Source organism: Thermomicrobium roseum DSM 5159, from assembly GCF_000021685.1.
GTDB classification, from domain to species: domain Bacteria; phylum Chloroflexota; class Chloroflexia; order Thermomicrobiales; family Thermomicrobiaceae; genus Thermomicrobium; species Thermomicrobium roseum.
Genome location: NC_011959.1, coordinates 1,616,060 through 1,639,917 on the forward strand (window position 1 = coordinate 1,616,060; position 23,858 = coordinate 1,639,917).

A 23,858-nucleotide genomic window follows, 5' to 3' on the forward strand; every position below is an offset into this window, starting at 1 on the left:
CCGCTCACGATGCCATGGTGAGCCCGCCATCGACAGCCAGGACAGCTCCCGTGATGTACCGTGCCCCCGGCGAGACGAGGAAGGCGATCGCCTCGGCGACGTCCTCGGGTGTGCCGTAAAAGCCTATCGGGATCTGCTCGAGGAGTTTTTGCTGGAGTTCGGCCGGTAAGGCTTCGGTGAGGCGCGTCTGAATGAATCCGGGAGCGACGACGTTAACGGTGATGCCGCGGCTCGCCACTTCGCGGGCGAGCGCCTTGCTGAAGCCGATGATGCCGGCCTTGGCCGCCGCGTAGTTGGTCTGCCCGATGTTCCCGATGAGCCCGGATACGGAGGAGAGATTGACGATGCGTCCATAGCGCTGGCGCAGCATCGGCCGCAGAGCCGCGCGGCAGCAATAGAAGACGCTCGTCAAGTTCGTCTCGAGGACGGCGTGCCAGTCCTCGTCCCGCATACGCAAGAGGAGCGTATCGCGCGTGATCCCGGCATTGTTGACGAGCGCATCCAGACGGCCGAACTGGTCGATAGCCGCCTGCACCATGGCGCCCACTTGCTCTGGATCCGTCACGTCGGCTCGGAAAGCGATGGCGGTTCCGCCAGCCGCCTGAATTTCCTCGACGAGCGCCTGTGCCAGCGCCTCGTCGCCGCGGTAATTGACGACGACCTTGAAGCCGTCTCGGGCCAACCGCAGCGCGGTCGCACGACCGATCCCACGAACGGCACCGGTCACGATCGCTGCTCCGCGTTCTCCGCTCATCGCTCCTCCTTCGCCACCCGCTCCTGTCGGACGAGCGAGACATCCTCCGCTCGCAGGAGCTGTTCAGCTGTGGTGATCTCGGCAGTGGGTGCAATACGCCGGATCAAGCCGCTCAGCACCTGGCCAGGGCCGATCTCCCAGAAATGCGCAACGCCGAGGTCGAGCGCGCGCTGCACGACCGCGACCCAACGAACCGGTGACGCGATCTGCTCGACAAGCTCTCGGCGGAGATCCTCCGGATCAGTGAGCACGCGCGCGTCCGAGCAGGCGATCAGCGGCACACTGGGCGTTCGAATCGGTATATTCGCCAATTCGAGGGCGAGCGCATCGGCGACCGGCCGCATCCAGCGAGAATGGAAAGCAGCGTTGACCGGCAAACGGACGACTCGCCGCGCACCCGCACCGCGGGCGAGTTCGGCTGCGCGCTCGAGGGCCTCGTCCGGCCCACTCAGCGTTAGTTGGTTCGGTGCGTTCTCGTTGGCGAGCTCGACGCCGGCCTCGCTAGCGATGGCGGCCAGTCGCTCGCGGTCGAGGCCGATGACCGCGAGCATGCCACCGCGCCCATAGGTCTCCATGAGTTCACCGCGGCGGCGGACGAGCCGCAGGGCATCGGCCAACGTCAGGCTGCCCACAGCCACCAGGGCCGTGTATTCACCGAGCGAGTGACCAGCGACGACACGCGGTACCGGGAGCAACCCGCGAGCCTCGAGTACACGCAGGTACGCGATGCTGGTAGCGAGGAGCGCTGGCTGTTGATGACGCGTCGCAGCGAGCTCCTCTTCCGGTCCCTCGAAGACGATCCGGGAGAGCGGGAAGCCGAGCACCGCATCCGCTTCCTCGAAGACTGCGCGAGCGAGCGCGTCCTCGCTGGCCAGGTCACGACCCATGCCCACCCATTGGGATCCCTGTCCGGGGAAAACCCAGGCGTCCTGCATGCGCTCATCCTCCGCGTCGAACGCCACGCGCACCCCAGCGAACAACGCTGGCAGCCCAGGCGAGTCCAGCACCGAAGGCGACCAGGACGACGTTCATCCCAGGGTGCAGGACACCCTGGTCGGCGGCCTCAGCCAACCCGATCGGCACCGAAGCGGCCGACGTGTTCCCGTAACGGTCGAGGTTGACCCAAACCTTTTCCCAGGGCAGACCGAGGCGCTCGACCGCTGCCTCGATGATTCGCCGGTTCGCCTGGTGCGGGATCAAGAGATCTACGTCATCGAGCGAGAGGCCAGCTCGCGCCACTGCCTCCAGGGCAGCCTCACCGATGATCCGCACCGAAAAGCGGAACACCTCGCGGCCGGCCATGCGGATGACCGGTCGCTTGGGTGCGACCGAGCCGTTGGCGCGAAGAAGCTCGGGAAAGCCCTCGAGATAGAGATGGAGGGCACCGGTGCCGTCCGACCCGAGCACGGTCGACAACACGCCCTCGTCCGCTTCGCTCGCCTCCAGGACCACGGCTCCGGCACCGTCACCGAAGAGGACACAAGTCGTCCGGTCGGTGAAGTCGAGCCACCGGGTGAGCGCGTCGACGCCGACCACCAGCACCGCACGAGCGGTTCCCGCCATGATGAACTGCGCACCGACACCGAGCGCGTAGACGAAGCCCGAACAGGCGGCAACCAGGTCGAAGGCTCCGGCTCGGGTCGCTCCCAGCGCTGCCTGGACCAGCGACCCGGTGGCTGGCATCAAGTAATCGGGGGTCGTGGTCGCGACGATGACCAGATCGAGTCGCTGCGGATCGAGCTGGGCCGTCTCCAGCGCACGTTGCGCTGCGGCCGTGGCCATCTGAACGGTCGTCTCGTCGGGGCCGGCGATACGGCGCTCGCGGATACCGGTCCGCGTGACGATCCATTCGTCGGAGGTCGCGACCATGCGCTCCAGGTCGGCGTTGGTCAGCACCTGGGCTGGGACGTAAGCACCCCACCCGGTGATCGCGGCACGGTACGCCATCGCGCTGCCCCCTGCCCCGCAGCGCCGTCAGGCCTCGGGACGTCGCTGCCGCTTCTTCTTCTCCATATCCAGAACGAGTCGACCGCGGTAATGACCGCAGTGTGGGCAGACGTAATGGGTACGATGCTTCTGCCCACAGGTCCGGCAGGTGGTGAGCGGCGGCACGTCGATGTACTGGTGTGCGGCGCGGAATCCTTGTCGCCGCTTGCTGACTTTATGCTTCGGTACAGCGCCCATCAGGTCGATCCTTCCATGTCTCGTTCGACGACTCGGTGCATGCCGAAACTCCTCCGCGAGGAGGTCACTGCATGCTGAGTGCAAGTTGTCGCACAATCACGCTCGTTCGTCAAGGAGCGACTGCAGGACAGCCAGCCGTGCGTCGATCACCTCTTCCTCACGCTGCCAGAGCGACTCCGGCCCAGGGCACTGGGGACCACAGACCGGATAGAGGGGAATAGCCAGGATCGCATACTGACGGAGCATTTCCTGCAAATCGAGGTGATGGTTCTTGTCGATAGTAAAGATATCCTCGTCCGGTGGAGGTGGGAGTGGGAGGCCGGTGAGGATATCGACGGTCGGCCAGAACTCGGCTTCGAAGGTCTCGCTGTAACGGCCGTCGAACTCGGTGAGGCAGCGGACACAGGTCTGGTGCGCCGTGACATGGAGCTGGCCGGTCGCCAGGATACCGTTGGAGGTCCGCAGCAATCGCACCGAGGCGGTGAGATCGCGAGCCTCGAGGTCACTGTCCAGCACGAGCCGATCGAGATGGACGGTAAAGTAGCGCTCGGTACCGACCGGTGCCTTGAGGAGCTGGGAAACGTTGATGATGGTGTCGTTCTCGAGGTGCCTGATGCGCATGGGACAGCCCTCCGGTCGCGTCCCTCGGGGGGTGCGCAACTCTTCAAGTGTAACAAGCACGTCCAAGAATGCCCAAAAGGGCTTTCCCCGTCTGCGCTCCGCGGAGTAGAATGCCCCCGCGGGCTCGCTGAGTAACGGGGAGCGCGGCGATGCGGGAGAATCGAGTGAAACGGCGACTCCAGGCGGGTGAGGCGGTCATCGGCTGTTTCCTTCCCTACCCCTCCCCGGAGTTGGCGGAGATCTGCGGCTACCTCGGCTTCGATTTCGTCTTGCTCGATGCCGAGCATGGCCGCATTACCGAGGAGACAGCGTACCACATGGTCCTGGCTGCCGAGGTCGCCGGGACGGTCCCGATCGTCCGCGTCCCGCTCAATCACCGGCAAGTCATCCTCCGCTATCTCGATCTCGGTGTCGCTGGCGTGATGGTTCCGCAGGTCAACACCCCGGAGGAAGCAGTCGCTGCAGCGGAGGCATGCCGCTACTACCCACAGGGTCGTCGGGGTGTCGCGGGGGTACGGGCCGCGAACTTCGGCCTGACGATGCCGCTGCACGAATACGTCCAGCAGGCCAACCAGGAAACGCTCGTCATCGTCCAGATCGAGCATATCGCGGTGGTCGAGCGGCTGGAGGAATACCTGGCTATCCCCGGTATCGATGTCCTCTTCGTCGGCCCGAATGACCTCGCGCAGTCGATGGGTTATCCGGGACAGCAATTCCATCCCGAGGTGCAAGCCGTGATCGACGACATCGTGCGGCGCGTCGACGGTCGTCTGCCGCTGGGGACGACCGCGCCGACCGCTGAACTGGCGCAACGCCAGCTGGAGCGCGGCTTCCGCATGCTGGCGACCAACACGACCGCGCTGCTCGCAGCCGGAGCGCGGTCCATGCTCGCCGCGGTCAGCGCGCGAGCCTGAGGAGGCGAGCGGAGGATCACGAACGGGAGGCTCGAGCGATGGCTGGGACAGAACTGTTGCCGATCGCGTTCTTCGAGGGGCGCTTCGTGCCGATCCAGGAGGCGAAGGTCAGTATCGCGACGCACGCGCTCCAGTACGGGACAGGAGTCTTCGCCGGTATCCGCGGTTATCTCGACCGCGACGGGCAGACGATCAACATTTTCCGCCTGCCGGATCACACCCGTCGCCTGCTCCAATCGGCCCGCCTCCTGCGCGCCGAGCTCCCCTACGACGCCGAGTCGCTCGGCGAACTGATCGTGGAACTGGTGCGGCAAAATGCCCCACGCACCGATGTCTACATCCGCCCCTTCGTCTACAAGGCGGATCTGGAGATCGGCCCCAAGCTCAAGGGAGTGCGGGACGAACTGGCCATCTACATGCTGCCGATGCAGGAGTACCTGCCTATCACCCACCCGATCCGCCTGATGACCACCTCCTGGATGCGGACAGTCGACGTCGTCATTCCAAGCCGGGCCAAGGTCTGCGGCGCGTACGTCAATTCCGCCTTCGCCAAGGACCAGGCGATGGAGTGCGGCTTCGACGATGCCATCATGCTCAATCACCACGGCAAGGTGGCGGAAGGCAGCGCCGCCAACCTGTTCATCGTCCGCAACGGAACGCTCATCACCACGCCGGTGACCGCCGACATCCTGGAAGGGATCACGCGGCGAACGATCCTGGAGTTCGCGCACGATCTGGGAATCCCGGTCGAAGTGCGGGAGATCGATCGGAGCGAGCTTTACATCTGCGACGAGGCGTTCCTCTGCGGTACCGGTGTCCAGATCTCGCCGATCGGGAACATCGATGGGCGCACGGTCGGGACGGGTGAGATCGGCCCGATCACAGCACGCTTGCAGCAGCTCTATCTGGCCGTGGTGCGCGGCGAGGACACGCCATACCGGCACTATCTGACGCGCGTGGCGGTCGCTCGCGAAGCGGGGGCCCGTTGATCCGCCGCGGATACCTCGGGAGCCCAGATACCTGGTCCAGTCGCCGCACGATGGACGCCTGAGCGGAGCGGAGCGTGCGCCGGAGGCTCTGGATCGTCAGCATCGTCCTCGCCTGCACGGTCGTTCTCGGCTGTCGCGCGCGCCCCACACCGCAGCTGGCTTCTCCGCCGGCCAACACGAGCGTGCCGGTCTCGACCCCGACCACCGTTGCTCCCGTCGCTCCAGCACCCGTCGTACCCGACGCGACGGCGACGGCCAGCGCGGCCGCACCGGGAAGCGTCTCCGGCCGCGGGATCGTCGAGGCTGGCCTCGAAGAGCCCCGCACCCTCAACCCGCTCTTCGTGGCCGATCCGCTCTCCGATACTTTGAGCCGACTCGTCTTCGACGGACTCGTCACACTCGATCCGCAAACTGCCGAGCCGGTTCCGGCTCTCGCCGAGTCGTGGGAGGTGAGCCGCGACGGGACGACCTACACCTTCCGGCTGCGCGAGGGGGTGCGCTGGCACGATGGCCAGCCGCTGACGGCCAACGATGTCGTGTTCACGTACCAGCGGATGCTCGACCCCGAAGTACGCTCCCCACGCTACTCGCGGCTCGCCGAGCGCATCAAAGCGGTCGAACTGGTCGATAGCCGGACGGTTCGGATCACGCTGATCCGACCCGATGCCTCGTTCTTGCCGGTGTTGGGGACGATCGGGATCGTGCCCGAGCATGTGCTGGGAACGGTCCTGCCGCAGCAGCTGGTGACCGATCCCTTCGGACTCTCCTCCGCAGTGGGTACGGGCCCCTTCATCCTGACCCAGTGGCTGCGCGGTGTCTCGCTCACGTTTCGGGCCAATCCGGACTATTACCGTGGTGCCCCACAGGTGCCTCAGTACACGTATCGGATCGTGAGCACGCTCGAGGAACTGGAACGAGGCCTACGCGACGGCACGATCGACTGGGCCGTGATCGACGCAGCACAGGCCGGCCGACTCCCGACGATCGATGGAGTGACCATCGATCGTCTGCCGGGGTACGAACTCCTCGTCGTCGCACTCCAGCTCGATCCAGCCAAGAGCAAGCTGTTCGCTGACGAGCGAGTGCGCCGGGCGCTCTTGCTCGGGACCGATCGGGCTGCGCTGGTCGAGACCGTCTGGGGCGGACGCGCTCGTATCGCTGAGGGGCTCCAGCCACCGGCTTCCTGGGCTGCCGGTGAACCAGCGATCCGCTATCCCTACGATCCGGCGGAAGCGCAACGCCTGCTGAGCGAGGCGGGATGGGTGCCAGGAGACGATGGCGTGCGCACCCGCGAGGGGCAACGGCTGCACTTCCGCCTGCTGGCGACCGGTACGGACCCGAGTCGCCGAGCAGTGGCCGAACTCCTGCAGCAGCAATGGCGGGCCCTGGGTATCGACGTGGAACTGGAACTCCGGTCCTGGGCCGAGGTCCGACGACGCGCGACGCAGGAACGCGACTTCGATGCCCTGTTGATCGGCATCCTCTGGGATGTCGATCCCGACCAGAGCGCCGTGTGGTCCAGCGATTCGTTCTTCGATGGCCTCAATTTCGGTCATTATCTCGATCCGGAAGTTGACCAGAAGCTGGTGGAGGCGGTCGCCACCACGGATCGCCAGCAGCGCACCGCGCTGTACCGGGAGATCGAGCAGCGCGTCCTGAGCGATTTGCCCATGTTGCCGCTCGTCTATCCCGATCTGATCGTGGTGCGCTCGGAGCGGCTGGAAATCCCGGTGCTCGATGCGCTGGTCGTGCGGACACGAACCGGGATCGAGCAGTGGCGGCTGCGCACGGAGAGTTGAAATGGGAAGCGAGTGCGCCTGGTTCCGGGCTCCGCCCGTGCGATCCGGCTGAAGTGGGCAGCGAGACCGGCCGGGTTCGTCGCGTCCTGTTGACGGTGTCGGGCAGAGCCGGTAGACTGGGCGCGTAGCCGCAGCGAGCGGGATTCCGGCGTATGCGCGTTCGACGAGCCAGGTGGATGTAAGGAGGCGCGATGGAACCGCTTCTCGAGGTACGCGATTTGCGTACCCAGTTCTTCACCCAGGATGGCGTCGTCAAGGCGGTCGATGGGGTGTCGTTCCACTTGATGCCCGGTGAGACACTGGGGCTCGTCGGGGAAAGCGGATGCGGCAAGAGCATCACGGCACTCTCGATCATGCGCTTGATCCCGAGCCCGCCGGGCAAGATCGTCAGCGGCGAAATCATCTTCGAGGGCGAAGACATCCTGAAGATGAGCGACGACGAGGTGCGGTCGATCCGCGGCAGGAAGATCGCGATGATCTTCCAGGATCCGATGACCTCGCTCAACCCCGTTTTGACGATCAACCGGCAGATCAGCGAGGCGCTGGAACTCCATCTTGGGATGAGCAAGCAGCAGGCACGGCAGCGGGCCATCGAACTCCTCAAGATGGTCGGCATCCCCAACGCCGAGCAGCGGGTGGATCAGTATCCTCACCAGTTCTCGGGCGGGATGCGCCAGCGCGTGATGATCGCGATGGCGCTCTCCTGCAACCCGTCCCTGCTCATCGCCGACGAGCCCACGACTGCATTGGATGTGACGATCCAAGCTCAGATCCTCGACCTAATCCGCACGCTGCAGCACGAGCACAACACGGCGCTCATCCTGATCACCCACGACCTCGGGGTCGTCGCCGGTATGACCGACCGGATCAACGTGATGTATGCCGGTCATATCGTGGAGACAGCGCCGACCGAGGAGCTGTTCGAGAACCCCAAGCATCCGTACACGGTCGGCCTGTTGAATTCGATCCCGCGGCTGGACGCGCCGCGCAAGGAACGCCTCAATCCGATCCGCGGGCTTCCGCCCGACTTGATCGATTTGCCCGACATGTGCCCGTTCGTCCCGCGTTGCGATTTCGCGCGGGAGAAGTGCAGTGAGAAGAATCCGCCGCTCTTCGATGTGAACCCGGTACACCGATCAGCCTGCTGGTATTGGGAAGAAGTGTCGCTCGCCGGTCCACGACGGCAGGGAGAGGTGAGGGCTGACGATGGCAACTGAACTGCGTCCGGCACCGACGACGAGCGGTCGGGGCGATCGGGAAGTCCTGCTCGATGTCCGCAACCTCAAGATGTACTTCCCGCTCACCCGGGGGATCATCTTGCAGCGACGCATCGGCTGGGTGAAGGCGGTCGACGATATCTCGTTCCAAATCTTCCGAGGCGAAACGCTCGGACTGGTGGGAGAGAGCGGCTGCGGCAAGAGCACGACCGGTCGGGCGATCCTCCAGCTCTACAAGCCGACAGCGGGGGAAGTCCTCTTCAACGGCGTCGACCTCACCAAGCTCCCGCCCGGCGAGATGCGCAAGATGCGCCGGCACATGCAGATGATCTTCCAGGACCCCTACGCCTCGCTCAACCCGCGCATGACGGTCGGGAGCATCATCGCCGAGCCGATGCAGATACACAATCTCGTCCCCAAGGAGCAACGGAACCAGCGGGTCCAGGAACTCCTCGAGGTCGTCGGGCTAAACCCGTACTTCGCCAACCGCTACCCGCACGAGTTCTCGGGTGGGCAGCGGCAACGGATCGGTATCGCCCGTGCCCTGGCCGCCAATCCGGAGTTCATCGTGGCCGATGAGCCGGTCTCGGCGCTCGACGTCTCGATCCAGGCCCAGATCATCAACCTGCTCGAGGAGCTGCAAGAGAAGTTCCATCTCACCTACCTCTTCATCGCGCACGATCTGAGCGTGGTGCGGCACATCTCGGACCGGGTCGCCGTCATGTATCTCGGCAAGATCGTCGAACTGGCGGACCGCAACGCCCTCTACGATGATCCGCTGCATCCCTATACCAAGGCATTGTTGAGCGCCGTCCCGATCCCGGATCCCAAGATCGAAAAGAAGCGCGAGCGGATCATCCTGACCGGCGACGTCCCCAGCCCGATCAACCCGCCGAGCGGCTGCCGGTTCCATACGCGCTGCCCGTACGCCATGGATGTCTGTGCCAAGGTCGAGCCGCGCTTCGTCGATCAAGGTGGTGGCCACTTCGTCGCCTGCCACCTCTATCCCGGTTGCACACCGTAACGCGCCGTGTTGGGACGACTCGACCCGCAAACGATCCTGGCCACGCTCGTCGCCTTCGTGCTCGCCATCACGGTGCACGAGTTCGCGCATGCCTGGACCGCCTTGCGCTTGGGCGACGACACGGCTGCCCGGCACGGTCGGGTGACGTTGAACCCGCTCGCGCACCTCGATCCGATCGGCTCGATCGGTCTCTTGATGATCGTCTTTTTGGGCTTCGGCATCGGCTGGGGGAGACCGGTACCAGTCAACCCCAATCGCTTGCGCTGGGGGCATCGCGGCATGGCGCTGACGGCGCTGGCCGGTCCACTTTCCAACGTGATCATCGCCTTCGCCTTTGCGCTTCCCTACCGGTTCGGTCTCCCGGCTGCACCGGAACCGGTGACGCTGTTCGTGCAGCGCCTCATCCTGGTGAACCTGTTGCTCGCGGCGTTCAACCTCATCCCGATCCCGCCGCTCGACGGCTTGAAGATCCTGCTCGGTCTGTTGCCTGCCTTCTGGTACCCGATCCTGGCACCGCTCGAGCGCTACGGTGTCGGCATCTTGCTAGTCCTGATCGTCTTCGGCAGCCTAGGGGGCAGCATCCTCGCCGCGATGTACCTGCCCGTCTATCGCCTGCTGTTCCGTCTCGTGATCGGCGAGGCACCGCTCTGAGCTCGGGGACCGCATGCGCCTGATCTTCCCCTCCAAGCAATTGCGGGACGTGCCAGTCAGCGCTGGGCCGTTCAGTGGGCCGCTGGATCTCCTGCTGCAACTGGTCGAGTCGCGGCAGTTGCCGATCACCGCGGTATCGCTCCGCGCCGTGACCGAGCAATTCCTGGCTGCTCTGGAGACGGTGGAAGCGCATCGACCCGAACTCCTGGCCGACTTCCTGGTCGTTGCCAGCCGTCTGACCGTTCTCAAAGCGCGAGCGCTCCTCCCGCACCACGACGTCGCAGACGAGGACGCTGCGTCGCTCGTCCAGGATCTGGAGCGCTATCGCGCCTTCCGGGACGCGGCGGCGTGGCTCCAAGCGCGGGCAGCCGCCGGGCTACGCTGCTGGACACGACCGGCCCTCCCGCGTGCGCCGCGCGCTGCCCCCAGCGGCGACCCGGCCCAGTTGCTGCGTGCGCTCGCACGCTGGGCGCGACGGCAACGACCCGTGGCCCTGCCCCTCCGCTGGACACCGGTCGTCTCGCTCATCGCCATGATCGCCCGCATCCGCGAGCGACTCACCGGGCGCCGCACGTTCCGCGAACTCCTGGGGGCGCGGCCGACTCGACCAGAGGTGGTAGCCGGGCTCCTGGCGCTCCTCGTCCTGGCACGACGACGAGTGGTCACGCTCGAACAGGCCGAACCGTTCGGCGAGATCTGGGTGCAGCGGACGGACGAGCATGGCACGAGCTGATCGCGTCGCCGCGCTCGGTGCGCTCCTCTTCGCGGCTGGGGAGCCGGTTGCCCGCGAGCGACTCGCTGCCCTCCTCGCCTGCACAGCGGAGGAACTGGAAGCCGCGCTGCGCGAACTGGCCGAGCGTGCAGCTGCACTGGGGCTGATGCTGCTGGCGCACGGCGAGACGGTGCAGCTGGCCACGGCGCCCGAACACGGCCCGCTGATCGCGCAGCTCTTCGGTGGCGAAACGGGACGCCTCTCCCCGGCAGCGCTGGAGACCCTGGCGATCATCGCCTACCTGCAACCGGTCACGCGAGCGGAAATCGAGACCGTGCGGGGCGTCGACTCGAGCGCGGCGCTTCAGACGTTGCTCGCCTACGGGTTGGTCGAGCCGCGCGGTCGACGGCCGACGCCTGGGCAACCGGTCGAATACGGAACCACCCTGCTCTTCCTGGAGCGATTCGGTCTCCCGAGCCTGGAGGCGCTTCCACCGTTGCCGGACGAGTTGGCGACCCTCCTGGCCGAGCGGCGGCGTTCGGGTCAGCCCGCGCCATCAAGATCGGCCCTCTGAGCGACCGCCGACGGAGCCGCGACAGGGGTGGCCACCCCTCGACCGTGACCGTTCCCTCCGCAACGCGCCGCGCCGCGGGGAGGCCTCACCAGCACCGTCGGAACGACGGGCGGTGTCGGTGGCCGCAACCGCGTCGCACCGAATACCGTCGCCGTTGCCCCGCGGTGACCGCAACAGCACATCGGCGATCGGCGATGGTGTCGTTCGCCGGCCCTGCCGGGCCGGACGGGTCAGGCACCGCCTGACCCCTACAAGACGGGGGGTCGCGCACCGCCGATGTGTGGTTGGTACACGCCAGGACGGTGATGGACGACCCCTTTGTCGGGGCGAGGCGCTGCCTCGCCCGCCGCGCCGCATGGCGCGGCACATGCGGGTCGCAGACCGGCATGCGGCGATGATCACGACCGACCGCTGTCGCACGCCGGTGGTGGTCTGCCGGCCCTCACGGACCGGCGGGTCAGGCGGCGCCTGACCCCTACAAGACGGGCTTGAGCGCCCCACTGTCGCACCCGAATGCCCGACCGGGGATGGGTTGCCCACGGTGTAGGGGCGAGGCAGTGCCTCGCCCGCCCGCGCCGCATGGCGCGGCAATGCATCGTGGCCGACACGTCTCGCACGACACGCAGCGCAGATCAGCAGAGCGGCCGTATCCACGATCGCCCGGCCGTGAACGGCCGGGCTCAGTCCCCAAGCCGGCTGAAGCCGGCTGATCCACACGGCGCCTGCACCCGGCCGATCGACCCGGGCGCCTGGGCGCCGCACAGCCCCCTTCAGGGGGCTTGCGGACTGAGCCCGGGGCTTCAGCCCCGGGCGTTCGCTGCCGACCGCCCCGGCAGCGATGGTCGAGGCACCACCGCACCCTTTGGCGTCGATCTGCCGGCCCTCACGGGCCGGCGGGTCAGGCAGCGCCTGACCCCTACAGGGCGGCGCCGATCACGCGACCCCTGGCGGGTATCCGCGGCACCGCCGATGCGTTGGCTCAACCCTGTCGGGGCAAGGCACGGCCTGTCCCCTCCCCGGGCGGGGTACTGCCCGATAAGCACGGCGGCGTCGCCGGGCAGAGACGGTAGGGGGAACGTCGTCCCAGGATGGGACGCAGCACATCCCCGCCGCGTGGGGGACGAATTCCGATACCCAGGAACTAGCGGCTCCGTGCGCCAGCCAGCTTGCGCAGCCGGGCGACCGTTTCCTCGAGCACGTCGAGCGTCCGCTCGATCTCGCGCGCCGTATTGTCCTTGCCGAGCGTGAGGCGCACGCTGCTGCGGGCCTGCTCGGGTGTCGCGCCGATCGCGAGCAAGACGTGGCTCGGCTCGGTGGAACCGGTCGTGCAGGCTGATCCAGAGGAGGCAGCGATCCCGTGCAGGTCGAGGTTCAAGAGCAACGTCTCGCCATCGACACCCGCGAAGGTCACGTTCACGTTGTTGGGCAGCCGCTGGTGGCGATGCCCGTTCAGTCGACTGTCCGGGATGCGCTGGAGAATCCCGTCGATCAGCCGGTCGCGCAACGCCTGGACATGCGCGTTGCGCTCGTCGAGCTCCTCGTACGCTAGCTCGAGCGCTCGCGCCATACCGACGATACCGGGGACGTTCTCCGTGCCCGCGCGCCGGTTGCTCTCCTGCGCACCGCCGTGCTGTTGCCAGAGGATGGGCGTCCCGCTGCGCACGTAGAGCAACCCGACCCCCTTGGGCCCGTAGAACTTATGGGCACTGATGGAAAGCAGGTCGACGCCGAGCTCCTCGACATCGAGCGGCAAGGTGCCAGCTGCCTGGACAGCATCGGTGTGGACGGTGATGCCGCGCTCGCGACACAAGTGGGCGATCTCGCGGATCGGCTGGATCGTCCCGATCTCGTTGTTGGCGTACATCACGGAAACCAGAATGGTATCCGGACGGAGCGCTGCCTCGATCGCTTCCGGCTGGACGATCCCATCAGCGTCCGGTGCGACGTAGGTGACGTGGAAGCCGAAGCGCTCGAGGTACTCAGCGCTGTGGAGAACAGCATGGTGCTCGAAGGCGGTGGTCACGATGTGCCGACCGCGCCCGTTCACCAGGTGCCAGAATGCGACACCTTTGACAGCGAGGTTATCGCTCTCGGTGCCGCCGCTGGTGAAGACGATCTCGCGCGCCTGGCAGTTGAGGAGACGGGCGATGCGGGCACGCGCCTGGTCGAGCGCGGCGCGGGCCTCGCGTCCCGCCGCGTAGATGCTCGAGGGATTCCCGAATCGTTCCGTAAAGAAGGGGAGCATCGCCTCGAGCACGCGGGGATCGACCGGGGTGGTCGCCGCATGGTCGAGGTAGATTTCGGTTCGGTTCACGCATCCCTCCCCGTATCGACGACTGCGTCCGGCATCAGACCGGCTGCTCGGCGCGTGGACGCGGCGCGTGACTGATGAGATCGGCCAGCGTCGTCGAGTCGAGGACCTCGACGATACTGTCGCGCAGCTTGAGCCAGACGATCCGCGTCGCGCAACCGTCGATCATCGGGCAGATATCCTCGTCGGCGTCCTCGCGCACGCAGTCCATGGGAGCGATCGGCCCTTCCATCACGCGGTAGATCTCGCCGACCTTCACCTGCTCGGGTGGGCGAGCCAGCTCGTAGCCCCCATGGGCGCCGCGGGTGGAAACGACGAGCCCAGCCCGGCGCAACGGCAGCATGAGCTGCTCCAGGTACGCCAGCGGCACGGCCGAGTCCTGCGCGATGACGCTCAACGGCATGGGGCCGCGCCCGTACATGCGGGCCAGCGAGACCATCGCTCGCAATCCGTACTCGCCGCGCGTCGAAACCTTCATGGCTCGTGTCCTATCGCTGGAGGCAGGCGAGACGACCTGCGACTTCCTCGCAGCTGAGAATGATTCTCGCCCCGCGCTCTTACCTTACCGCATCGCTCGGGATTCGTCAACCGGATGGTGTTTCTGCTATACTAAGGCAAAGGCTGGCCATGTGGCCAGCCGCTTTTCCGTGGGAGGTGGTGGACGATGGCACAGCCGATGCTCATCGATTTGGAAGAACTGGTCGAGCGGCTCGACCGAATCGGGGTGCGTCTTTGACCTGCCCAGCAAGCGTCAGCAGATCGAGCAGCTCGAACACGAGGCCGCTGATCCGGACCTCTGGCAGGATCCGCAGCGCGCCCAATCGCTGCTCCGGCGTCTGAGCCAGTTGCGCGACCTCGTCCAGGAATGGGAGACGCTTTCCCAGCAGGCACGTGATCTCCTCGAGTTGCGCGCGCTGGCCAGCGACGACCTGGAGCTGGCTGGGCAGGTCGAGCAGGAGGCAACGGAACTCGCCGAGCGGGTCCGGCAGCTGGAGCTGCGTTTGCTCCTCACCGGTCAGTACGACGGGCACGACGCCATCCTGGCCGTCCATGCCGGAACCGGCGGGGTCGACGCCCAGGACTGGGCCGAGATGCTCTTGCGCATGTACCTGCGCTGGGCACAGCGGGCCGGCTTTGCGGCCGAAGTCGTCGATCTCCTGGAGGGGGAAGAGGCAGGGATCAAGAGTGCGACCGTCGAGGTCCGTGGCCCCTACGCGTACGGCTACCTGAAGGGAGAGGCCGGGACGCACCGACTGGTGCGACTTTCCCCGTTCGATGCGGCGCACCGGCGACACACCTCGTTCGCGCTCGTCGAGGTCCTGCCACTCGTCGAGGAGGATGACGACGTCGAGATCCGTGAGGAGGACATCCGCATCGATACCTTCCGCGCCTCCGGCCATGGTGGCCAGCACGTCAACAAGACCGAGTCCGCGGTGCGCATCACGCACCTGCCGACCGGGATCGTGGTCACCTGCCAGAACGAGCGCTCGCAGATTCAGAACCGCGAGACGGCGATGAAGATCCTCAAGGCGCGGCTCCTGGAGCTGAAGATCCGGCAGCGTCAGGAAGAGCAGGCCCGCCTCAAGGGGAAGCCGGTGGTGACCGGGTGGGGAAACCGGATCCGCTCCTACGTCCTGCACCCGTATACGATGGTCACCGACCACCGCACCGAGGTCAGCACGCCGAATATCCAGGCGGTCCTGGAAGGGGAAATCGATCCGTTCATCGAGGCCTACTTGCACCAGCAGGCAGCCGAGGGTGAGGAGACGGCTGCGGCGAGCGACCGCTAGTCTCCTGCTCCTCGCGTTCCTGGCACTCGGCCCGAGCGCGAGCCTGGCCGCACCGCGGGTCCAGTTCCAGGACCTGGGTGCGGCCGTCGCGTTTCCCGAGCGCATCGTCTTCACGCTGGTCGCCGAAGCCGCGCAGCCGATCGAGCGAGTGGAGCTCCGCTACCGACCGGTCGACGGCGAGGTCACCTTCGTCGCCCGTCCACCGGTGGAGCCAGGAACGACCGTCCGTCTGCGCTACGCGCGCGACATGCGCGTCAACTATCTGCCGCCGTTCATCGACCTCGCCTATCGCTGGCGGCTCGTCCTGGCTGACGGCAGCGTCGTCGAATCGCCCGAGCAACGGCTGGCGTATCGCGACACGCGCTACCGGTGGGTGGAGCGGAGCCGCGGGCCAGTCCAGCTCTTCAGCACCGTGACCGACCCGGAGTACATCGAAACAGCGCTGGCGGTGAGCGAGCGGGCCATCGTCCGCTTCGGCCAGCGCTTCGGTGTCGCGCTCAGCGGCCCAGTGCGGATCGTCCTCTACCCATCACCGGAGGCACTGCGGACTGCCTTGCCGCTTCAGAGCGAGGAATGGATCGGCGGTGTCGCCATCCCGGAGTACCGGCTCGTGCTGGGAGGTGTGGCAGCGGGGCCGGGCGCGGAAGAGGAACTGGCACGCCTGCTCAGTCACGAGGTGCTGCACCTGGTCATCGCGCAGGCGACCGAGAACCCCTTCAGCACGCCGCCGGCGTGGCTCGACGAGGGCCTGGCGACGCTCTACCAGGAGGTAGCCGAGCCGTGGCTGGACACCGCACTGGAGCGCGCTCGCCGGTCGGGGACGCTCCCCTCGCTGCGGGCCCTGAGCGCCAGCTTCGGAACCGATCCGGAGGCAGCCCTGCTCGGCTATGCGGCCAACCGGAGCGTCGTCGAGTACCTGGTGACGACCTACGGCGAGGAGGGGATCGCTCGGCTCCTGGCGGCCTACCGCGAGGGAGTAAGCGACGACGAGGCGCTCGCCGAGAGCCTGGGAATCGACGTCGACCAGCTGGACCGCGCGTGGCGGGCCTGGCTCGCCCAACGCGCGATCCGCCCAGCAGAGCCGCGCGCGGCCAATCCGCTCCTCCCGGTGAGCGCGGCAGGCAGCGTGGCGGGTATCGTGCTCGTCCGGCGTGCCTGTCGGACCCGGTGCCGGAGCCGGCGGCCGCGCCCCACAGCACCGCAGCACTGACCGGCCAGCCGTCCCTTTCTCGCGCCGCGACCTTGACACGATTCGTAGCAAGGCTTATCCTTGCCGTAGGCTAGCACTCGGCGGGAGCGAGTGCTAAGCGAGGTGCCATGAGCGTGCAGCTGACGGAACGACAGCGACAGATCCTGCGTCACGTGGTCGAGGAATACCTGCGCTCGGGTCGCGCGGTGGGCTCGAAGGCGCTGGTCGAGCGCGCGTCGCTCAGCGTGAGCCCGGCCACGGTGCGCAACGACATGAGCGTGCTGGAGGCGCTGGATTTCCTCGCCCACCCGCACACCTCAGCGGGGCGTGTCCCCACCGAGCACGGGTTACGCTACTACGTCCAGCACTTGATGGAGGAGAGCCAGCTCTCGTCGGAAGAGCAGCTGATGATCCGGCATCAGTTCCGGCAGGTCGAGCAGCAGGTTCCGAGCTGGCTCAAGCTGGCGGCCTCGGTGCTGGCGGAGACGAGCGGCAACGTCGGGCTGGTGACGCCGCCGCGCGCCCGCGTGGAGCGCCTGCGCCACTTCGAGCTGATCAGCCTGCGCCGGCGTGTGGTGCTGCTCGTCCTGGTGACGCAATCGGGGACGATCCACCAGTCGCTGCTCGAGCTGCCGCAACCGCTGGAGCAGGAGGAGCTGAGCGCGCTCAGCCAGCGCCTCAATCCGGAGTTGCGCTGGCTGGACCGCGCGGCGATCGAGCGACGCGCCCAGGGTGCCGAACCGACCGTGGCACTCGTCCTCCAGCGTCTCGCCGAGGCGCTGCATTTCATCGAGCACCAGCAGCGGTCCGAGCTGTACGCCGAAGGGCTGGAACACGTCATCCGGCAGCCGGAGTTCGCGCAGGCCAATCTGGCGCACCTTTTGCTGGAAGTGCTCCGCGGTGGCATGCTCTTGACCTGGCTCCTGCCGCGGCTGGATCCGAGCGAGGAGGTGCGCGTGCTGATCGGTTCGGACCTGGCACTGCGCGAGCTGCGCCCGTTCAGCCTGATCCTCACCGCCTATCGCTCGGGAGCGGAGAGCACCGGCTGGCTGGGCGTGCTGGGTCCGCAGCGGATGGCCTACGCGCGCGCCGTCGCGGCGGTGCGCTTCCTCGCTTCGGTCGTTTCCGAGTTGATGAGCGAGCTCTCCGGTGGGCCGGATCGGGAGGGAGGATGACGATGGACGAGCGACACGAACCGATGGAGCAGGCGCAAGCGAGCGAGCCGGTCGCCGAGGCAGTCGCCGAGCCGGTGCCGGTGGCCAGCGAGGTGGCGACACCGGAAGAGGTTCAGCCACCACCGCTCGGCCCGGCTGACGAGGTGGAAGCGTTGCGGCAGGAGATCGAGCACCTCAAGCAGCTCAGCGAGGAGTATCTGGACCAGGCGCGGCGGGCGCGCGCCGAGTTCCTGAACTACAAGCGCCGGGTGGAGCAGGAGCTGGAAGAGTTCAAGCACCTGGCGCACATGGAACTGATCGCCAAGCTCCTGCCGGTCCTCGACGACTTCCATCTGGCGATCGCCCACCTGCCGCCGGACGTCGCCGACTCCCCCTGGGTGCAGGGGCTGCTCCTGATCGAGCGCAAGCTCTGGAGCGTGCTGGAAGCCGAGGGGGTTCAGCCGATCGAGGCGGTCGGCAAGCCGTTCTCGCCCGAGGAGCACGAGGCGGTGGCGGTGAGCGGCGAAGGGCCGCACCATGTGGTGGTCGAGGAGATCCGGCGCGGGTACCGGCTGCGCGGGCGGGTACTGCGCCCGGCACTGGTCCGGGTCGAGCGTCGGGCGAGTCCACCGGAAACGCCAGGAGAGACCATGACGGACGGAAAGCGAGGTGAGGAGTAACCATGGGACGAGTCATCGGAATCGACTTGGGAACCACCAACTCGGTGATGGCGGTGATCGAAGGCGGTGAGCCGGTCGTGATCCCCAACGCGGAGGGGGAGCGACTGACACCCTCGGTCGTGGCGATCACGCCGACCGGCGAACGTCTGGTCGGTCGTTTCGCCAAGCGCCAGGCGATCACCAATCCGGAGAACACCATCTATTCGATCAAGCGCTTCATGGGTCGGCGCTTCGACGACCCGGAAGTGCAGCGCACCATCAAGCTGGTGCCCTACCAGGTCCGGCGTGCCCAGAACGGCGGTGTCGAGGTCAAGATGGGTGACCGCTGGTACACGCCACAGGAGATCTCGGCCATGATCCTGCAGAAGCTCAAGCAGGACGCCGAGGCCTACCTGGGTGAAACGGTCGACAAGGCGGTCATCACCGTGCCGGCCTACTTCGACGACAGCCAGCGGAACGCGACCAAGGACGCCGGCCGGATCGCCGGGCTGGAAGTGCTCCGCATCATCAACGAGCCTACCGCCTCGGCCCTCGCCTACGGGCTGGACAAGAAGGGCGAGGAGAAGGTGGCGGTCTACGACCTGGGTGGTGGGACCTACGACATCTCGATCCTCGACATCTCGGAAGGGGTCTTCCAGGTCCTGGCCACCAACGGCGACACCCACCTGGGTGGCGACGACTTCGACCAGCGGATCATCGACTGGCTCTGCGACGAGTTCAAGCGCGAGACCGGGATCGACCTGCGCCAGGACCGGATGGCGCTTCAGCGCCTGAAGGAAGCAGCCGAGAAGGCTAAGATCGAGCTCTCCAGCGTGCAGCAGACGGAGATCAACCTGCCGTTCATCACGGCGGACGCCACCGGACCCAAGCACCTGGTCAAGACGCTGACGCGCTCCAAGCTGGAGCAACTGGTTGCCGATCTCGTGGAGAAGACGATCCCGCCCATGGAGCAGGCGCTCAAGGACGCGGGGCTCTCGCCGCGCGACGTCGACGAGGTGGTGCTGGTCGGCGGACAGACACGGATGCCGCTCATCCAGCGCAAGGTGCAGGAGTTCTTCGGCAAGGAGCCGCACAAGGGGATCAACCCGGACGAGGTCGTGGCAATCGGCGCGGCGATCCAGGCGGGCGTCCTGGCCGGTGAGGTCAAGGAGGTCCTGCTGCTCGACGTCACGCCGCTCACACTGGCCATCGAGACGCTGGGTGGGGTGGCGACACCGATCATCCCGCGCAACACGACCATCCCGACCCGCAAGAGCCAGATCTTCACCACGGCGTCCGACAACCAGACCCAGGTGGAGATCCACGTCGTGCAGGGCGAGCGGCCGATGGCGGCCGACAACAAGACGCTCGGCCGGTTCATCCTGGACGGTATCCCGCCGGCACCGCGCGGCGTGCCGAAGATCGAAGTGACCTTCGACATCGACGCCAACGGTATCCTGACCGTCTCGGCGCGCGACCTGGCGACCGGTCGCGAGCAGAAGATCACGATCACGGCCTCGACCGGCCTGACCGAGGAAGAGATCCAGCGCATGATCCGCGAGGCGGAGGAGCACGCCGAGGAGGACCGCCGCAAGCGGGAGGCGATCGAGCTGCGCAACCAGGCCGAGGCGCTCCTCTACCAGGCCGAGAAGACGCTGAACGAGTTCTCGGACCGCATCCCGTCCGAGCTCAAGCTCGAGCTCGAGAACAAGATGCAGGCGGTGCGCGAAATCGTCGAGCGCGATCCGATGAACACGGCGCGCCTGCGCCCGGCCTACGACGAGCTGGCGCGGACCCTCTCCCAGGTCGGCGCCCGCATGTACGAGCAGGCCGGCGCGACGGCCTCAACCGGGCCGGACGGCGGTGGGCGCACGAGCGGTGCGCCCGGCGAGGAGACGGTCGAGGGCGAGTACCGCGAGGTGTGAGGGACGAACCCGCATCCCCGGCGCGCTGGGTCGCCCCGGAGCACCCCTCACCCTGCCGCCCCGTGAGGGCGGCCCCAGCGCGCCGCCTCGCCCCGCCCGAGACCGCACGGCGCAGCCGATTCCGGCGACGATCACCGGTCCGATCCACCATCCGGACGATGCTGTCGCCACCGTGTGACGCCGGTGGTGGTCTGCCAGCCCTGCCGGGCCGGCGGGTCAGGCACCGCCTGACCCCTACCAGACGGAGGGGTCGCGCATCATGGTGATGCCGCTGTCCCCGATCGGGGATGGGTCGTCCCACCTGTGTAGGGGCGAGGCGCTGCCTCGCCCGCCCGCGCCGATAGGCGCGGCGATTCCGCAGCACGAACGGGCGCATCGCGATGGGAATGGCACATCCTCGATCGGCGACGGGACGATGACCGGCCCTGCCGGGCCGGCGGGTCAGGCAGCGCCTGACCCCTACAAAATGGGGGATACCGCCCCACCGTGGCAGGCAGGTGCGGCACCGGTGATGCGTCCGCCCATTCATGTAGGGGCGAGGCGCCGCCTCGCCCGCCCGCGCCATGGGCGCGGCGATTCAACGTAGCCGACACGTCTCGCACGACACGCAGCGCAGACCAGCCGAGCGGCCCTCTCCACGATCGCCCGGCCGTGAACGGCCGGGCTCAGTCCCCAAGCCGGCTGAAGCCGGCTGATCCACACGGCGCCTGCACCCAGCCGATCGACCCGGGCGCCTAGGCGCCGCACAGCCCCCTTCAGGGGGCTTGCGGACTGAGCCCGGGGCTGAAGCCCCGGGCGTTCGGTGCCCACCACCCCCGCCGTGGTCATCACCGCACCGCGGCACCCATCGGCATGCGTTGCCGGCCCCGGCGGGCCGGTGGGTCAGGCACCGCCTGACCCCGACCGGACGGGGGCGGTCGTACCGGACCGTGGCGCACACCTGCCCGGTCAGCGATGCGCCGCCCCGACCTCGTCGAGGCGAGGCGCCGCGGAGCATTCCACCCACCCCCTGTCCGTTTCGGCGCCCCTCGTGCTGTGTCCTTCTATGGAAGGGAGGACGACGGATGCACGACGGCACACCGCTCGCCCCACCGATGCCACTAGACACACCGGCCCAGACTGCTCCAGCAGCTGGTCCGCCGGACACCGCCCCACCCGCCGCGCTGCCCACGGCCAGCCCGCCAGCCAGCGCGCCAGCCGCACCCACCGCGCCGGACGCTCCGCCGCCGAGCGCACCCGACGCGCCAGAGACGGCGCCGCCCGAGAGCGACGACCCGGTAACAGCCGCTCCCGCGCCGCTGACGCCGGTACCGCTCGACGCACTGCGCGCACTGGTGCTGCGCGCCTACCCGGAGGCGCTCCCCGAACTGGTCACCGGCGAGACGCTGGAGGCGCTCCTGGCCAGCGCCGAGCGTGCCGTCGCGCTCCGGGCTCGCCTGCTGGCTGAGGCGCAGCGGGCAGTCCCGCCGGTCAGTGCCGGGGCACCGCGGCGCATCGCCGAGGCCGAGGCCGGGCGGCTCTCGCCGCTCGAGAAGATCGCCCGGGCGCTCGAGCGCGAGCGGAGCTGAGCCGTGGAAGTCGAACTGGCGGGACTCCCGCTCGTCGTCCTGCCGGGCACCTACCGGCGGGAGAGCGAGTCGCGCCGCCCGACCGGCCCGGTGCGCCTGGCCGTGCGCGGCTTCGCCAGCGGTGGGCAGGCGCTCCAGCGCGCCGCCGACCGCTACTGGCAGGCGCTCGGCGCGCTGCCCGTCTGGGAGGGGCAGGGGCTGGCCGCCGGCCCCGCGCTCCGCGCGGTAGGCGCCCCGGCCAACTGGCCGCTGGCGAGCCCAGCCTGGAGCGGGATCCTGGCGCCCGAGGTCCACTTGGTGGCGGGCAGCCGCCAGTGGCGCCAGGCCGGCTCGCCGGGCGGTCCCTTCGCTGGCTTGGCCGAGGTGCGCACGCTGGCGGCGACGGTGAGCGACGCCTGCCAGATGGGGACGCGTCTCCTCCTGGCGCACGGCACGGCGACCCAGGTCTCCAGCATCGACCTGGCGGCCGGGAGCTACACGACTGGCTACTACCAGGCCACAGCGCGCCTCATCGCCACCGACGGCCAGGCCGGCTACCTCGTCCCCACCGCGACCGGCCAGGACGACCGGCTGCTCCGCTACACGGCGGCGACCACCTCCACGACCTTCCTGCTGGACGCGCCGGTACGGCGGCTCGCCAGTCATGCCGGCTTCGTCTGGGCGCTGACGCGGACCGCGCTCTGGCGGCTCAAGGGGACGACAGCGGAACTCCTCTTCACCCACCCGCCGCTCCTGGCCGAAGACGACGGCGCCTTCCTGGTCGGGCACGGCACCGCCCTCTACACCTGGCTGGCCGGTCGCGTGCACCGCGCCGACACCACCGGCACGGTGCGCGGCTGGACGCCGACCGGCCCGTCCGGACTGGCGACCCGCGGGGCAGCCAGCGCCGGTGGCTACCTCTGGGTGACCGTCCAGGACTCCGCGAGCGGCCGCTGGCAACTCTGGGCCACCCCGGGCCGGCTGGCCAGCCTACAGGGGCTCGCGCTCGACTGGGAGAAGGCCGAACCCTGGTATCTGGTCGAGGAGTGGGCGGATGCCGGCGCCGGCTGGCCGGTGGCGGTAGGCGGGCGACACCCCGACCTCGACCTCCTGCTCGGGCGCGCGAGCTCGAGCGGGCTCCTGGCCCTCCAGGCGCTGCCGCGACCCGGTTATCCGGGTCGGCGCGCCAGCTTCCAGGTGGCCAGCGGGCTCCTGACCGCGCTGCCAGCGGCGCGCCTTCCCTGGCTGGGGGTGGGGACTGCGCTGGCCTGGCTGGATGGGGGCGGCACGCCGGTGAGCGTCCAGCTGGGCTGGAGCCTGGATGCCGGGTCGAGCTGGAGCTGGGGCCCGGCTCGGGCGGTCGGCGGAACACCGCGCGGCTTTCTGGTGCTCGAGGAGCGGTTCGCGCCGCCGCTCGAGGCGGCCGCGCTCCAGGTGCAGGTCGCGGTGAGCGGGGTGAGCGACTGGTCGCCGGCCGTCGTGGGGCTGTGGGGGCTGGGTGCGACCAGCGCGACCGGTGGGAGCGGGGCGAGCGAGAGCCAGTGGCTGCCGCGCCGGCGCTGGCGGCTGGCGGTGCAGCTCGGGCCGCTCCTGCCGCGGGCCGACGGCGCGCAAGACACCCGCGACCCGACCCTGTTGGCCGGGCTGCTCTGGGACGCCTGGCGGAGCGGCGCGCCGCTCGCCTTCCGCGACGTCGATGCGCCGTCCGGTGCGACGGTGCTGGTGCAAGTGGCCGCGTTGGAGGAGCGCCTCGGCGGGGTCACCCCCGCCGAAGCCCGCCGCCTCGAGCTCGAGCTGGTGGAGGTGTAAAAACCGCGAGTCCCTCCGGGGGCCTAATCGAGCCC

22 protein-coding genes are annotated in these 23,858 nt (G+C 68.1%); 15 read left to right on the forward strand and 7 right to left on the reverse strand.

What is annotated here, in order from left to right; genetic code table 11:
- Window positions 1-4: 4 nt before the first annotated feature.
- The 5 genes from fabG to TRD_RS07600 all read right to left on the reverse strand — a co-directional run bounded on the left by fabG (window position 5) and on the right by TRD_RS07600 (window position 3,559).
- Window positions 5-754 (reverse strand): 3-oxoacyl-[acyl-carrier-protein] reductase, encoded by a 750-nt coding sequence (fabG, locus tag TRD_RS07580; RefSeq protein WP_015922566.1) that lies wholly within the window; start codon window positions 752-754, stop codon window positions 5-7.
- The gene (gene fabD / locus TRD_RS07585) at window positions 751-1,689 is read right to left on the reverse strand and encodes an ACP S-malonyltransferase (RefSeq protein ID WP_041436042.1); all 939 of its coding nucleotides are present in this window, start codon (window positions 1,687-1,689) and stop codon (window positions 751-753) included. The genes fabG and fabD overlap by 4 nt, the downstream gene beginning before the upstream one ends.
- A gap of 4 nt (window positions 1,690-1,693) precedes the next feature.
- Window positions 1,694-2,701 carry a beta-ketoacyl-ACP synthase III gene (locus TRD_RS07590; protein ID WP_015922568.1) on the reverse strand — a complete coding sequence of 336 codons (1,008 nt, stop codon included), beginning with the start codon at window positions 2,699-2,701 and terminating at the stop codon, window positions 1,694-1,696.
- 27 nt (window positions 2,702-2,728) lie between these two features.
- Complete coding sequence (rpmF, locus tag TRD_RS07595) at window positions 2,729-2,938, reverse strand: 50S ribosomal protein L32 (RefSeq protein WP_041436044.1); 210 nt, start codon at window positions 2,936-2,938, stop codon at window positions 2,729-2,731.
- 96 nt (window positions 2,939-3,034) lie between these two features.
- Window positions 3,035-3,559: a YceD family protein gene (locus TRD_RS07600; RefSeq protein WP_015922570.1), complete on the reverse strand. Its 525-nt coding sequence runs from the start codon at window positions 3,557-3,559 to the stop codon at window positions 3,035-3,037.
- Between the two features lie 149 nt (window positions 3,560-3,708).
- Here TRD_RS07600 and TRD_RS07605 point away from each other — a divergent pair, with 149 nt between their 5' ends.
- The 8 genes from TRD_RS07605 to scpB all read left to right on the forward strand — a co-directional run bounded on the left by TRD_RS07605 (window position 3,709) and on the right by scpB (window position 11,439).
- Window positions 3,709-4,473: an HpcH/HpaI aldolase family protein gene (locus tag TRD_RS07605; protein WP_015922571.1), complete on the forward strand. Its 765-nt coding sequence runs from the start codon at window positions 3,709-3,711 to the stop codon at window positions 4,471-4,473.
- A 38-nt stretch (window positions 4,474-4,511) separates the two neighbouring features.
- Window positions 4,512-5,462, forward strand: coding sequence for a branched-chain amino acid transaminase (locus tag TRD_RS07610; protein WP_015922572.1), 951 nt, complete (start codon window positions 4,512-4,514; stop codon window positions 5,460-5,462).
- 74 nt (window positions 5,463-5,536) lie between these two features.
- The gene (locus tag TRD_RS07615; protein ID WP_015922573.1) at window positions 5,537-7,261 is read left to right on the forward strand and encodes an ABC transporter substrate-binding protein; all 1,725 of its coding nucleotides are present in this window, start codon (window positions 5,537-5,539) and stop codon (window positions 7,259-7,261) included.
- A gap of 191 nt (window positions 7,262-7,452) precedes the next feature.
- Window positions 7,453-8,478, forward strand: coding sequence for an ABC transporter ATP-binding protein (locus TRD_RS07620; protein WP_015922574.1), 1,026 nt, complete (start codon window positions 7,453-7,455; stop codon window positions 8,476-8,478).
- Entirely contained in the window at window positions 8,468-9,502 is a 1,035-nt protein-coding gene (locus TRD_RS07625) for an ABC transporter ATP-binding protein (protein ID WP_015922575.1), read from the forward strand. Before TRD_RS07620 ends, TRD_RS07625 begins: the two co-directional genes overlap by 11 nt.
- A gap of 6 nt (window positions 9,503-9,508) precedes the next feature.
- Entirely contained in the window at window positions 9,509-10,153 is a 645-nt protein-coding gene (locus TRD_RS07630; protein ID WP_015922576.1) for a site-2 protease family protein, read from the forward strand.
- Window positions 10,154-10,166: 13 nt separating this feature from the next.
- The gene (locus TRD_RS07635; RefSeq protein WP_015922577.1) at window positions 10,167-10,886 is read left to right on the forward strand and encodes a segregation and condensation protein A; all 720 of its coding nucleotides are present in this window, start codon (window positions 10,167-10,169) and stop codon (window positions 10,884-10,886) included.
- On the forward strand, window positions 10,873-11,439 hold the full coding sequence (scpB, locus tag TRD_RS07640) for an SMC-Scp complex subunit ScpB (protein WP_015922578.1): 567 nt from the start codon (window positions 10,873-10,875) through the stop codon (window positions 11,437-11,439). Before TRD_RS07635 ends, scpB begins: the two co-directional genes overlap by 14 nt.
- Window positions 11,440-12,580: 1,141 nt before the next feature.
- Here the strand turns inward: scpB and nifS are convergent.
- Both nifS and TRD_RS07650 read right to left on the reverse strand, forming a co-directional pair.
- Entirely contained in the window at window positions 12,581-13,753 is a 1,173-nt protein-coding gene (gene nifS / locus TRD_RS07645) for a cysteine desulfurase NifS (protein WP_015922579.1), read from the reverse strand.
- Between the two features lie 34 nt (window positions 13,754-13,787).
- Entirely contained in the window at window positions 13,788-14,228 is a 441-nt protein-coding gene (locus TRD_RS07650; protein WP_015922580.1) for an RrF2 family transcriptional regulator, read from the reverse strand.
- 186 nt (window positions 14,229-14,414) lie between these two features.
- Here TRD_RS07650 and prfB point away from each other — a divergent pair.
- The 7 genes from prfB to TRD_RS07685 all read left to right on the forward strand — a co-directional run bounded on the left by prfB (window position 14,415) and on the right by TRD_RS07685 (window position 23,823).
- A protein-coding gene (gene prfB, locus TRD_RS07655) for a peptide chain release factor 2 (RefSeq protein WP_226980690.1) occupies window positions 14,415-15,540 on the forward strand; the annotation gives its coding sequence in 2 pieces (ribosomal slippage) (window positions 14,415-14,483 and window positions 14,485-15,540; 1,125 coding nt in all).
- A complete protein-coding gene (locus TRD_RS07660) occupies window positions 15,509-16,750 on the forward strand; it encodes a peptidase MA family metallohydrolase (RefSeq protein WP_015922582.1) in 1,242 nt (413 codons plus the stop codon). The genes prfB and TRD_RS07660 overlap by 32 nt, the downstream gene beginning before the upstream one ends.
- A 107-nt stretch (window positions 16,751-16,857) precedes the next feature.
- The gene (hrcA, locus tag TRD_RS07665; protein WP_015922583.1) at window positions 16,858-17,904 is read left to right on the forward strand and encodes a heat-inducible transcriptional repressor HrcA; all 1,047 of its coding nucleotides are present in this window, start codon (window positions 16,858-16,860) and stop codon (window positions 17,902-17,904) included.
- 2 nt (window positions 17,905-17,906) lie between these two features.
- Window positions 17,907-18,563 carry a nucleotide exchange factor GrpE gene (locus tag TRD_RS07670; protein ID WP_015922584.1) on the forward strand — a complete coding sequence of 219 codons (657 nt, stop codon included), beginning with the start codon at window positions 17,907-17,909 and terminating at the stop codon, window positions 18,561-18,563.
- Between the two features lie 2 nt (window positions 18,564-18,565).
- Window positions 18,566-20,467 carry a molecular chaperone DnaK gene (dnaK, locus tag TRD_RS07675; protein ID WP_015922585.1) on the forward strand — a complete coding sequence of 634 codons (1,902 nt, stop codon included), beginning with the start codon at window positions 18,566-18,568 and terminating at the stop codon, window positions 20,465-20,467.
- A gap of 1,064 nt (window positions 20,468-21,531) precedes the next feature.
- Window positions 21,532-22,035 carry a hypothetical protein gene (locus tag TRD_RS07680; RefSeq protein ID WP_015922586.1) on the forward strand — a complete coding sequence of 168 codons (504 nt, stop codon included), beginning with the start codon at window positions 21,532-21,534 and terminating at the stop codon, window positions 22,033-22,035.
- 3 nt (window positions 22,036-22,038) lie between these two features.
- Entirely contained in the window at window positions 22,039-23,823 is a 1,785-nt protein-coding gene (locus TRD_RS07685) for a hypothetical protein (RefSeq protein WP_015922587.1), read from the forward strand.
- Window positions 23,824-23,858 lie beyond the last annotated feature (35 nt).